Origin of the sequence: Arsenophonus sp. PmNCSU2021_1 (genome assembly GCF_036919435.1) — a bacterium.
Classification (GTDB): Bacteria; Pseudomonadota; Gammaproteobacteria; order Enterobacterales; family Enterobacteriaceae; genus Arsenophonus; species Arsenophonus nilaparvatae.
The window spans coordinates 105,445-118,015 of record NZ_JAZHPL010000007.1 but is presented as its reverse complement, the minus strand read 5'-3'; the positions used below and the strand labels follow the sequence as shown (position 1 = coordinate 118,015).

The window sequence follows — 12,571 nt, the reverse complement described above, 5'->3', positions numbered from 1 at the left end:
TCAATCAAAATTGATCCACTTTTACTCAGTCATTGCTCCTGAGCGCCGCTTATCTTTCAACCGATAGCTTTCACCGCTTAATTGCAGTACATGCGAATGATGAAGTAAACGATCAAGCATAGCGGCAGTTAATGTTGCGTCATCAGCAAAAGCATTTGGCCATTGCCCAAATGATAAGTTACTCGTCAATATGACACTGCCATGCTCATAACGCTTGGTAATCACATTGAAAAACAGGTTTGCTTCTTCTCGCCCAAACGACAGGTATCCAATCTCATCGATAATCAACAATTTCGGGGCCATCACCGAACGTGATAGATATTGTTTGAGCTTATTTTGTCGTTTGGCAGTTGAGAGTTGCAACATCAGTTCAGCTGCCGTGGTAAAGCGGGTTTTCTTCTTGGCCTGTACTGCTTTTAATCCTAACCCAATAGCTAAATGCGTTTTGCCTACACCGCTTGGGCCAAGCAACACGACATTTTCATTACGTTCAATAAACGTTAATGCGCTTAATTCCTGTATGTGTTGTTTGGGGATCCCCGTTGCAAACTTAAAATCGAACGTATTAAGTTCTTTATGTGCTGGGAATCCTGCCATCCGACTCAAAAGATTACGGGTTCGTTCATCTCGTTGTTGTTGCTCACATTTTAATAGGCACAGTAAAAACTCTCCGTAGCTTTTGTCTTGGGCAATGCATTGTTCGGCAAGTGATGACCAATGAGTCGGAATAGAATTTAATTTCAATGACTCACACAGGTGTTCAATTTGTTCATGCAATAACATGTTCACCTCCCAGCAATGCTTCGTATACGCTGATTGAGTGTTGCAAACTGACAGATTCAAGGGGCGGTACGATACGGATATTAAGCGTATCAGTCTGCGGGATAGATTGGCAAACCCTTGCTGGTAAGGGTAGAAGATACTTAACTTCCTTAGCTAGTCTATCTGCTGGCTTCTCTAACGTTGTTCCATGAATCCGCTGATGGGCAACGCGTTGTAACCAGGGCCCCACTCTTGCATTAGCTATCTCAATATCCAGTTCAAGATTATGAGCACGAAGGTCGGTATTTAATGGTACGATAAAGCTGTTTTTTAAATAGAGGTTAAAGCGCTCTACTTTCCCTTTAGTTTTTGCCCTGTAGGGCTTGCAAGCACACAATTTAAACCCGTAATCTTTCGACATTTGAAGCATTTCGACATGTAATTTATGTTCACCTTCTGCATAAGCATCCCGTTCGATGATGAGGGATTTTGCGTTATCACACAATATTTCCTGTGGTACACCACCAAAATAGTCGAAAGCTTCTCGTAAACCTTGTTGCCAGGATTCTGCTCGTTCATTATCAAAGAACTTTACATAACTCGCACGCGAATAGCCTAGCGTTGCACCAAACGCTTTTAGTGATTTTTTACCTCGCCGGATGCTGGTGAAGTCGATTTGCATTTGTTGACCTGGCTGTGTTTCAAAACGGACGACAGCTTCGGGAACAATGCTTGGTTTAAATTGACAAACAAATCGGCGTAATTGAGCAATACCGCCTTGATAGCCGCTTTCAACTACTTCATCAAATAAGACTGTTGCAGGGATCCAATCAGGTTTAGCCAGTTCAATTCGATGAAGCAAATAAGGTTTAAAGGGTGCTAATTTAGTCGGTTGTTGACTTCTTTTAGCATAAGTTGGCATTGTCTGTTGTTGTAAATGATGTTTTACGGTGTTACGGGATATGCCCAATTCACGGGCAATTTTTCGAAGGCTTTGTCCTTGTGCAAAGCGAACATGAATATCCACAAATATCTCCTTGGTTAACATAAATTATCCGTACAAAAATGTGCGAATAATACCAAGTGGATCAGTTTTAGATGATCGTTAGTGGATCAGTTTTGCATGATCGGTGACACCGAGTAATTGTTTCTTCCATTCAGCAAACCTATCAGATAGTAAAGAGGGATCAATTTGATGGGCTTTTTCCATTAAAGCGTAGGCATAATATCTAAGTATTATTGGGGAGTTAACTTCGGTACCAAAGAATACCTTACTTGTATACCGGCTAAAAACAGTGGCTAATGAGAACAGATGTTCCGCTTTTTCTCTATTGGTACTAGATGTTAAATGAAATAAATTGATAATTTGGTCATAATTTTGCTCTTTTAATCGATACTCTTCGGCATCTATCACACGAGAAAATATTTTATTTAATTCCTGTTGAACAATATCATCTACTAGCTTGGTGTTATGGCTCTTGGAATTAAGCGCATCAAGAAATAGTGGCTTAAAGCGTTCACCTAAATCCAGTGTTTCAATCAGCTTATGCAATGGGGCCTGATAATGCCCATCTTTGAAGGGAATTGAGAACAGCGGAAATTCTTGTTGATAACATTATGTCAGATTGTATTCAGTCGGGCTTAAACATTTACCATCCTGAAAAAGAACGATGTTATCCCATTTAGTGTCCTGCTTAGGGTGTAGCATGTTATTGAGAATATTTTCAGAAACGATTAACGTTCTTCCTGGTTTTGTCGGTGATAAAAGTAGGTAATTTGCTGCATGTTTATCTGCCCAATCGGCATTGGCTTCATAATCACCAAAAACACCTTTAATTTCCTCTTGTTTGACTAGTTCACGAGTTTCGCACAGGCCTATAAAATTCTAGAAATGGCTTAAAAGTAATGATTAATCTGCAAGTTACTGAAATGCATAAATTTAATTAATTTACAATAAGTTATATTTAATTTATAAGGTTTTATCTATTTACATATTATGCTGAATTAAACTTAAAAATAGAGCGTTTTTTTATTGGTGCGAAACTCGTGTAGCTGCTGAATTTTTGGCAAGTTTAAATATTTTTCATATAGGCTATCGATTGTGATCCCATTTACTATATTAATCCCTTGAGTTCTGGCTGTCAGTAAGGCGGATATAAAGGTATTATTAAGTTCCTTGGATGCCATCAGTTGCGGCTGTTGGTTGAAATAATTGAGCAAGTCATTAGCCATGCCAGCTTGTTGTTCCAATGTCCTTAGCATGTTTGATGGATTGTTTTTTTGCTGCTCACTCATTAGTTGATTCACAAAGGTGCTAATGTTCTTATCGGTAGTAAACGGGGTTTTTATAAAAATGTTTAGTAGTGGTAGAGTAACTTGTTTTAGATCAACATTAGATGCTTTTAATGAACTGATTAACTGCCAAGCCAACTTGATTTTTAATTCATTATATCTATCGTCAATACTTCCGATACTGGTTAATAGACTACCTTGATAATTGAAGTGATTAAGTTTAGTCTCTAGGTTTCTTGCACTCCAATTGTTAGGGAGCGCTAAAGTTAACGTATTGTTTAAGCTAGCACCAGCAAAATTAGTGTTATTAATATCGAGCTTTTCTAAAATGGCCGAATGTAAATCAATATTGCTTAAGTCAACATTAGTTAACCTGAGTTCGGGATAAGAAATAAAGAGAAAGTCTTGATATTCAAATAGTTGAATGAGCCTGTTTTGTTAAAATACTCTAACAGTCTGGTTAAAGAGTAGAGCATTGTTAAACAATTATGGAAAATCTTACTGAACTTTATTGCCTGATGGATGATTTTTGCAAAGACTTCGAGCCAAAAATGCATGAATATTTGCTGACTAACGGTACTAAGCGTCGTAGACGGTCTACTCAGCTTTCGTTGGCGGAAATGATGACACTGGTTGTGTTGTTTCATCAACTCCGATTCAGGCAATTCAAGGTATTTTATCTCTATTATGTCCGCTTATATCTCCGGAAGGAATTTCCTAACTTGCCATCCTATTCACGCTGTGTAGAGTTACTTCCGCGTAGTGCCTTAGCGTTAACGGCACTGTTTGAGTCAATTAAGGGAAAATGCACGGGGCTATCGGTTGCCGATTCTACTCCGATAGCGGTGTGTGATAACTTACGGATCCGCAGACATAAAGTCTTCAATGGGATAGCTGAACGGGGAAAAAATTCAACAGGTTGGTTCTTTGGTTTCAAGCTTCATGTAATTATCAATCATTTGGGGGAAATACTCAGTTTTCGACTCACACCAGGAAACACCGATGATCGGAAACCATTGCCTGAGCTGACAAAGGATCTTTCTGGTTGTTTGTACGCAGATAAAGGGTATTTATCGGCTTCACTGAAACAGCAACTCAAAACGATGGGAATTAGCCTTATAACGAATATCAAGAAGAAAATGAAGCCTATTAAACAGACTTGTTTCGACAAAGCCATCTTGCGTCATCGTTCTGTCATTGAAACGGTATTTGATGAGTTAAAAAATCTTTGTCAAATAGAGCATACGCGACATCGCTCTCCGGCTAACTTTGTAGTGAATTTATTAGGCGGACTGGTTGCATATTGTTTAATGCCATCTAAACCAAAGATACCTGTTGCAGGTACGTATCTTCAAGTATAATTGATAATGCTTATCCCGAACTCAGGTTATTAATACGCTTTACGCTAGGCGAATCAACACTACAAGCGATTCCAGCTAATCCACAACCTTTTGGTTTATTTGAATTTTTATATTGATAGAAATAAGACAAAGCAACCCTTGACCAATCATAACACTGTATGATTTTCTTATTAAAATAAGTATAAAATCGATAAGAGTTATTTAATGAATCCGAAATAATGACATCGCCATTCTCTGTTGTATTTATTGTTATAAAAAAGGGATTATCTGGAGATGGCTCAAAATCTGAAATATAGTTTTTTCCATTTATAAAAACATCATACCGACCATCATCTCTTTTCTTACCAGTCGTAGCGACTTTAATTTCATCAAAAACAAAAGCATTTTCATTTATAGTCCCAATACTATGACCCACGCCAGCCCAACTCAACGCGCCGCCAACGGACTTATAAATTGATTTATCACTTATCTTTGATGAAATACGTTTCAACAGTGAACTTGAAATAGAACGGCTTGTGTTACTCACTAAGGATAAGTACACCGCATCATTAGCAGCAATAGCAGAAGCTCTTGTCGCTATTATTCTGGCTAAACCAGCACCAATAGCCGTACGAGCAAGAAGAATAGCCGGATTCGCATAAGAATAATAAACCGGAAAAAATAAAACGATAGCAATCAAATGATAAACACCTATTTTTTTCTTCAAAGAATAGCGATTCATTATCATTGCCTATTATCAATAAGTATTAAATCCCTGTATTACCGCCCAACCACATAATACACCGGTAAAAAAACTCATTAGTTCCCACATAAATACCTCTGAAAAGGGGCAATAAAGCCCCTGTCAGCTAAAACGCATTGAGCATACGAGCAACTTTTTTAATGCCCATAACAACCACAGCAACGCCCATAATTGTCCCCGCCACAGCAACAACGCCCGTAATAATCGGAGCGACATCAATCTTTTTTAATAATCCATCAAGATAATTAGCCGATACAGGCGCATCTTCAGCAAACGCAAAAGAACTTAATGCCATTGTTGCGAAAACGCCCGTTTTTAAATAAGCAGAAGAAATACTATTTGTAATATTCATAAAACACCTACAAATTTAACATTTTAATCATTCGTCCTAATCCGTAACCTAATACATAAAAGATTAAGACAAGCCCTAACCCAGCCCCTAAGATATTTACATTGAATTCTCCTAACGGCGGATTATTTGAAATAACCAAAGATTGAAGCTTAATAACTTCTGTTTTCGGTAATTTCAAAATTACGTCATTACAACTATTTTCATTCCCATCACTATTCATAATGGGATGACATAATTTAGTTGTAATATCGAAATCATCTTCCATACTAGCTACTCTGCTAAATCAAGGAACATTTCAACGTTATACCCAAGTGTCATTTGCCCTGTTTTTTTATCAGGATATCTAAAGGAACGCTCATAACTTGAAATACGACAAACCAGTTCATTGATTTCTGAGTCAATCGCACCCACACGTCGTTTAGAACGAATTTTGACTATAGGCGGTTTAGAATAAGGGTCAGGCGCAGGTAAAATAACCGTGGTATAAACGTGTCCATCATCAGAAGTACTGACACGGGTCACTTTTCCACTAATCACCGTTTGATATAAGGGCAATGCAGCCATAATGGTTCACCTTTTTTGATTTAAGCGTTTGCAACTTGTTTAAATGGATAAATATTATCTTGACGTTCAAAAACACTCACTGGCTCGACATACCAGTCAGGACGTTGTTGAGAAAAATCGATATGGATAACTTTATAAAAAGGAATGACGTTAGATTTATCGCCCGTGAGATTTTGTAATTGTGATTTGCTGAGGCCAATATCGGTTAATAAGGTCAAATAACGCCAAAAAGTAGTTCGTTCTAAAGAATTTAAAACATTAAAATAGCCTTCATTCACTAAACGACGATAAAAACCAAATATCCGTTGCGCTTTAGAGTATGAAATGTTGCCTTTGGACGTGGTAGAATAATAATGCGATTTTAATTGTTCAAAAATATGTTCATCATCATAAATATTCATTTCCATTCCCCTTAGTGCCGTCAGCAAATCATCAAAACTTTTCATCCACAGATCGTAAATTAAATTAGCCCCACCACGTTCATATTGTTGTTAATAAAGACAAAGCGCCGAAAAATTAACCGGAATCGAGTTATCTTTTAAAAAACGTTTTTTTAATCGCCCTTCTAATCTCAACAGGTTATTGGCAAAATCAAGCAGGCGTTTATCATTTAAAATGGCATACTGATTAAGCAATACGTCATCATTAGGATTAGCCCGCAATTTTCTTTGTATTTCACCCAAACGTTTTGCCAGTTCAAGCGCTTTATAATAAATACACAATTCCCTGTGTTTAGAACCACGATTAAAATAAACGGTGGATTCATGATCGTTTGATTTCGTGGCTTTGGTTTGTCCATGACTGATATTCTTAAAATAAGCAATCACCTGTTTACAAATACTTTCCGTTGGTAATCTCACTGATAACGTTGTATGAAGCTCAGAAACTTCGGTATTTGCTACATCTAACAAATTAAAAAGATGCGGCATGGAAACCGCTAGATTAGTCATTAACTCCAAACCACATAACGCAATATTGGTTGAACCAAACACGTTATGCCCCTGTAAGAGCTTGGCAGGTGAAGCCTTAAGATTGACACGCGGGAAAATCAAATGGGTTCCCTGATAAATCTTCATGCCCAGACTGGCAAAATGGGTTGGTAATGATTCAAAAGGATGGGTTAATCCCTGAACAGATAAATCCCCTTTTATCTCAAATTCCACGTCACGAGCAGACAAGCGAATACCGCTTAATTTAGCAATCTGCATAAAATCGATAGAACCACCTCCATGCTCTTTATCACGAGACGTTCTAATCACATACTCATCTTTAAATGGAATCTGCAACTCAAGTAAATCTATCATCGAAACACCATATAAGTAACGATATGATGTCATATATACATCACATAACTCATATATGCAACAAAAAGGCGTTAAAATGACATTAAAGTATTTTAGGAGGTAAAAATGCCTCATTTAGGTGAACGAATTAAAAACATCAGAGGAATGCTAAATCTAAGCCAACAAGATTTAGCAGAAAAAAGTGGTATTTCAAAAACACAAATATCAAGAATCGAAAGCGGAGAACAAAATAATCCACAAATAAGAACTGTTATATCAATATCAACCGCACTAAATCTAACAATAGAAGAATTGATATTTGGAGATGAAAGCACAACAAACAGTTATCTAACACAAGCTATAAACAGGCTGCCAAATGAAGACCAAAAAATGATAAAAAAACTAATAAAAATGTGGGTTCTCACAGCAGAATCAGAAAAACTAGATAAAGAATGATGTAAAATTAATGTTATTATAAATAATTAACAAGGTTAAAAAGTTGCAATTTGCAACAAGAGTACATAATTAAACTCCTCTCTAACCAGCAAGATAGAAGCTTTAAGTTGAAAATTTACCATATTAATAAAAAAACCAGCATAGTCACCTAATGGCAACTATATTGGTTATTGTTAAATCTCGTTAATTAAATATGAAGTAAATACCGAAATGCGGGGATAGAAGAGAAAATAATTATAATTATTGCATTTCTTTCTAATCGGCTGAGTGATTTTTTATTATTGTTTTGGGTTTGCGCATAGAGGAAGATAAATAAACCGGGCATGTATAGAATAACAGATAACAGTAGATTGATTGTTCCTGAAGCATAAAGTAGCCATAAGCCATATAAACTAGTTACTGCACCAATAATAAGTAATCCTTTGCTAGCACGCTCAAAAGAGATTTTGATTAGGAAAGCACCGACTAAAAAATAAGGCACCAAAATCATTTCTGAGGCTATCGTTAATAACATATTATAGTTACTGCCACTCAACCAAATTAATATTAACGCTAATTGTACAGCACCGTTTGTAAGCCAAAGAGATGAAGAGGGGGCATTATTTTTATTTTGAGATTTAAATATTTTAGGAAATGAACCATGAAGCGAAGCAATATAAGGAATTTCTGTCGCCATTATTGTCCAGCTTAAATATGCACCGCAAACAGAAACAATCAAACCCGCTGCAATAATAATCTCGCCATAATTTCCCATCATATGGATGATAAGTGATGCCATTGAGGGATTTTTCATTGCAGCAAGTTCTGCTCTGGGAACGATGCCTAAGGAGAGCAAGGTAACTAATATATAAATACTTAAGGCTGAGATTACGGCAAGTAACGTTGCTAAACCAACATCTTTACGTCTTCGAGCGCGTGCTGAAACAACCACAGCCCCTTCGATACCAATAAATACCCATAACGTAATTAGCATGGTATTTTTGACTTGTTGCCAAATTGGTATGCCCATTTCAGCACCACTAAAATCAAATTTAAAGATATCTATCTTAAACGCAAAAATAGCAAAGATGATAAACAGGCTCAGGGGAATTAATTTAGCTAAAGTCGCTAATTTATTGATACCGGCGGCAGTTTGTGTACCTCTTAATACTAACCAATGAATGATCCATAGTAAGATAGACTCACCGATCAAAGATTGCCAAGTATTACCATCACCAAAAACCACATTACCTGAGTGATCAGTAAAAAAACTCAGGGCTGCAAAGACGATCACCAAATAGGAAACATTAGCGATAACAGCACATAGCCAATAGCCCCAGGCTGAACAAAAACCAACTAGTTCACCAAAACCTTCTTTGGCGTATGTATAAATTCCTCCATCTAGATCCGGTCTAATACGTGAAAGTAATAGCAAAGATATGGCAAGAAATAGAATACCAATACCTGTGATACTCCAGCCTATCATAAGTGCTAGGGGGCTAGCGACTTCAGCCATATTTTGCGGCAGACTAAACACACCGGCTCCAACCATTGAACTTAATACTAATGCGGTTAAAGCCGTCAAATTTAATTTTTTATTGTTCAAAGAAAATATCCTAAAATCTATTTGCCATAATTTGGTTTATGCCATTAATAACAACTTGTTTAGATAGTAAAAAACCAAACTGACTTGAATTAGATAGAAAGAGAAAATTTAGCAGAATTTTACGGTTATGGAACATGATATGCAATCGTTGAATATGCATAAAAAAGAAAAAAATATTCGTTTTGTTGGTTATTAAAGCACAGTTATTTATTATTTTATCTCTTACTGAAAAGAAAAACGGACAATTGAGTCCGTTAAATACTTATTTATCTAACTATAAGATAATATTGTGATTTTTTATTATTTATAGAGATCTGCACTAATAGTAACGCTACCACCATTAGCTTGCCATTCACGTGTGATATGAAAATATTTTGCCCCTCTTTTCTCTGTACGTTTCGCAATTTGATATCTTATCTCTGGAGTGGAAGTATAGAAACCGGAGAAAGTAATTGAATCGAAAGGAACCATTTGCGCAGCTGCTGCTTTATTTACTTCTTCAATATGATATCCACTAGGTAGCGTTACGTCCGTTTTACCCGGACCTGACATTGACGTTTCAAAAAAGCGGCCTACGTTTTCCTTTGGCGCTGAAGATGAAGCCACACCAGGTATTTTAACTTTTTTAGCTTCTTCACCTCCTTTAGCTAATAAAGCTTTCCCCGTTTCTATATCGGCAGGTACTACGGCATTATCATTTTGCACTATTCGTTTTGGTGCATCTGCGGCATAAATATAAGCAGTAGCAAGTGTGTTACCGCCATCATTTAAAGCAACACTGCGGACGACATAAAAATAAGCAGCACCTTTTTGCTTGGCTTTTTTAGCTAGCGCCTCATTAAGTGCGGCTTCAGAGCTATACAAACCACTGACAGTAACAGTATCAAATGGCAATAATCTTACTGCTTCTGCTTTCGGCAATTCTTTGATGCCAGCAAAGATACGATAGGGGGGATTGGTTACTTTTACAGCATCTTTACGATACAAATCAGCAACTACTCGTAAATTACCACTATCGCCTACATCATCTAGGCTTTGAATATAGTAAGAGTAGGCGCCTTCTTTATCCGCTCGACGAGAAACTGCATCGGATGCTTCATAGATGGCATTAAAGCGGCCTGTGACAGCGATCCTTTGATAAGGCTTTAATTCTTGAGCTTGTTCCGGTGTTAATTCTACAGCGGCTTGCACAGTTATTATACTGCTTAGTGAAAGTACCGCAGTTGTGATGGCCGTTATTTTCAGCTTCATACAAAATCCTTCCGCATTACACAATTTACTATCAAAATGCTGAATTAATAGTCGTATCATACAGATAATAATTATTACATGTAATAACTGCAATTGTCCCATTGTTTTCTTATGAAACTATTAATTTAGTTGAATACTCACTACTTTTGCTAATTATTTTTATAAATTAATATCAAGTCTTAAGCTATTTGACTAATATCATTTTTTGACAAAAAAATTTAATTTAATGTCGTAGGAATCCGATAGATTATGGCTCATGATTACTATTTTCAGTAGGTTTCAATAATGTTTTTTCACTCAATATGACAGATATATATAATATAATTAGTTATGTTAGTAGGGAATAAACATCAAGCAATTTTGGACTAGATAAGGGATCATTATGCATATTGGTGTACCAAAAGAAAGAATTACCAATGAAACACGTATTGCAGCAACACCATCAACAATAAAGCAGCTAATAAAATTAGGTTTTTCTGTCATCGTTGAGCGAGAAGCTGGTCAGCTTGCTAGTTTTGAAGATACTGCTTTCGTGCAAGCAGGTGCTGAAATTGTCGAGCAACAATCTGTATGGAATGCAGATATTATATTTAAAGTTAATGCGCCGCTAGAAGCTGAAATTTCCCTTATTAAAGAAGGTGCAATATTAATTTGCTTCATTTGGCCGGCAAAACAGCCAGATTTAATGCAAAAATTAGCAGCTCGTAAAATCACTGTATTAGCAATGGATGCAGTGCCACGTATCTCCAGGGCTCAGTCACTTGATGCTTTAAGCTCTATGGCTAATATTGCAGGTTATCGGGCGGTGGTAGAAGCTGCTTATCAATTTGGACGTTTTTTTACTGGCCAGATTACTGCCGCCGGCAAAGTACCGCCAGCTAAAGTTATGGTTATTGGCGCCGGGGTTGCCGGTTTAGCAGCGATAGGCGCAGCGGGTAGTCTAGGGGCTATTGTGCGGGCATTTGATACCAGGCCAGAAGTAAAAGAACAAGTACAAAGCATGGGGGCTGAGTATCTTGAATTGGACTTTAAACAGGATCAGGCACGCAGTGATGGTTATGCTAAAGAGATGTCCGAGGCATTTATTCAAGCGGAAATGGCTTTATTTGCTAAGCAAGCAAAAGAAGTGGATATTATTATTACCACCGCATTGATACCAGGAAAACCTGCACCAAAGTTGATTACTAAAGAGATGGTTGACTCGATGAAGCCTGGTAGTGTAATCGTTGATTTAGCAGCGCAGTCGGGCGGTAATTGTGAGTTAACCGAGGCAGATAAACTGATTGTTACTGATCATGAGGTTAAAATTATTGGCTATACCGATTTACCCAGCCGTTTACCGACACAATCCTCACAACTTTATGCGACTAATATTGTTAATTTAATCAAGTTGCTTTGTAAAGAAAACAATGGGCAACTAACCATTGATTTTGATGATATTGTTGTACGCACAATCACTGTTATTAAAGAAGGTGAAATTACCTGGCCGTCTCCTCCTATTCCTGTATCTCAACAACCACAAACAAAAAATCAACTGATAAAATATGAAGAAAAACCAGCAGTAAAAAAAATCTCTCCTTGGTTAAAATATATTTCTCTTCTGTTGGCGATTATACTTTTTGGTAGTTTTGCGCGTATAGCGCCTAAAGACTTCCTTTCTCACTTTACCGTGTTTGCGCTGGCGTGTGTTGTTGGCTACTACGTAGTATGGAACGTCAGCCATTCACTGCATACACCGCTTATGTCAGTAACCAATGCGATTTCCGGTATTATTGTGGTGGGCGCATTGCTGCAAATTGGTAGTGGAGGTTGGGTCACTTTCTTCTCATTTATTGCAGTACTTATAGCCAGTATCAATATTTTTGGTGGATTTACAGTCACGCAACGTATGCTGAAAATGTTTCGTAAAGGATAAGGAGTTAA

The 12,571-nt window shown here is 37.1% G+C and carries 13 protein-coding genes and 1 pseudogene; 3 read left to right on the top strand and 11 right to left on the bottom strand.

Annotation, left to right across the window (positions count from 1 at the left end):
- Nucleotides 1-21: 21 nt before the first annotated feature.
- From istB to V3224_RS18030, 4 genes are all read right to left on the bottom strand, one after another.
- Nucleotides 22-783 carry an IS21-like element helper ATPase IstB gene (gene istB / locus V3224_RS18045; protein WP_334472147.1) on the bottom strand — a complete coding sequence of 254 codons (762 nt, stop codon included), beginning with the start codon at nt 781-783 and terminating at the stop codon, nt 22-24.
- On the bottom strand, nt 770-1,810 hold the full coding sequence (gene istA / locus V3224_RS18040; protein WP_334472146.1) for an IS21 family transposase: 1,041 nt from the start codon (nt 1,808-1,810) through the stop codon (nt 770-772). Before istA ends, istB begins: the two co-directional genes overlap by 14 nt.
- Nucleotides 1,811-1,867: 57 nt before the next feature.
- The gene (locus V3224_RS18035; RefSeq protein ID WP_334472145.1) at nt 1,868-2,314 is read right to left on the bottom strand and encodes a hypothetical protein; all 447 of its coding nucleotides are present in this window, start codon (nt 2,312-2,314) and stop codon (nt 1,868-1,870) included.
- Between the two features lie 458 nt (nt 2,315-2,772).
- Entirely contained in the window at nt 2,773-3,192 is a 420-nt protein-coding gene (locus V3224_RS18030) for a hypothetical protein (RefSeq protein ID WP_334472144.1), read from the bottom strand.
- 350 nt (nt 3,193-3,542) lie between these two features.
- On the opposite strand from V3224_RS18030, the gene V3224_RS18025 reads away from it, so the two are divergent.
- On the top strand, nt 3,543-4,415 hold the full coding sequence (locus V3224_RS18025) for an IS982 family transposase (protein ID WP_334467716.1): 873 nt from the start codon (nt 3,543-3,545) through the stop codon (nt 4,413-4,415).
- A gap of 10 nt (nt 4,416-4,425) precedes the next feature.
- On the opposite strand, the gene V3224_RS18020 is transcribed toward V3224_RS18025, so the two are convergent.
- The 5 genes and pseudogenes from V3224_RS18020 to V3224_RS18000 all read right to left on the bottom strand — a co-directional run bounded on the left by V3224_RS18020 (nt 4,426) and on the right by V3224_RS18000 (nt 7,377).
- Nucleotides 4,426-5,136: a hypothetical protein gene (locus V3224_RS18020; protein WP_334472142.1), complete on the bottom strand. Its 711-nt coding sequence runs from the start codon at nt 5,134-5,136 to the stop codon at nt 4,426-4,428.
- A gap of 127 nt (nt 5,137-5,263) precedes the next feature.
- On the bottom strand, nt 5,264-5,509 hold the full coding sequence (locus V3224_RS18015) for a hypothetical protein (RefSeq protein WP_135677416.1): 246 nt from the start codon (nt 5,507-5,509) through the stop codon (nt 5,264-5,266).
- A gap of 7 nt (nt 5,510-5,516) precedes the next feature.
- Nucleotides 5,517-5,774: a hypothetical protein gene (locus tag V3224_RS18010; RefSeq protein WP_334472141.1), complete on the bottom strand. Its 258-nt coding sequence runs from the start codon at nt 5,772-5,774 to the stop codon at nt 5,517-5,519.
- A gap of 5 nt (nt 5,775-5,779) precedes the next feature.
- The gene (locus V3224_RS18005; RefSeq protein WP_334472155.1) at nt 5,780-6,073 is read right to left on the bottom strand and encodes a DNA-binding protein G5P; all 294 of its coding nucleotides are present in this window, start codon (nt 6,071-6,073) and stop codon (nt 5,780-5,782) included.
- 20 nt (nt 6,074-6,093) lie between these two features.
- Nucleotides 6,094-7,377, bottom strand: a pseudogene (locus V3224_RS18000) (phage/plasmid replication protein, II/X family).
- A gap of 105 nt (nt 7,378-7,482) precedes the next feature.
- Here V3224_RS18000 and V3224_RS17995 point away from each other — a divergent pair.
- On the top strand, nt 7,483-7,812 hold the full coding sequence (locus V3224_RS17995) for a helix-turn-helix domain-containing protein (RefSeq protein ID WP_334472139.1): 330 nt from the start codon (nt 7,483-7,485) through the stop codon (nt 7,810-7,812).
- A gap of 187 nt (nt 7,813-7,999) precedes the next feature.
- On the opposite strand, the gene V3224_RS17990 is transcribed toward V3224_RS17995, so the two are convergent.
- Nucleotides 8,000-9,343 carry a basic amino acid/polyamine antiporter gene (locus tag V3224_RS17990; protein ID WP_442890714.1) on the bottom strand — a complete coding sequence of 448 codons (1,344 nt, stop codon included), beginning with the start codon at nt 9,341-9,343 and terminating at the stop codon, nt 8,000-8,002.
- A gap of 354 nt (nt 9,344-9,697) precedes the next feature.
- Complete coding sequence (gene ydgH, locus V3224_RS17985; RefSeq protein WP_334472153.1) at nt 9,698-10,648, bottom strand: DUF1471 family protein YdgH; 951 nt, start codon at nt 10,646-10,648, stop codon at nt 9,698-9,700.
- Nucleotides 10,649-11,030: 382 nt separating this feature from the next.
- Between ydgH and pntA the strand changes: the two genes are divergently transcribed.
- On the top strand, nt 11,031-12,563 hold the full coding sequence (gene pntA, locus V3224_RS17980; RefSeq protein ID WP_334472152.1) for a Re/Si-specific NAD(P)(+) transhydrogenase subunit alpha: 1,533 nt from the start codon (nt 11,031-11,033) through the stop codon (nt 12,561-12,563).
- Nucleotides 12,564-12,571 lie beyond the last annotated feature (8 nt).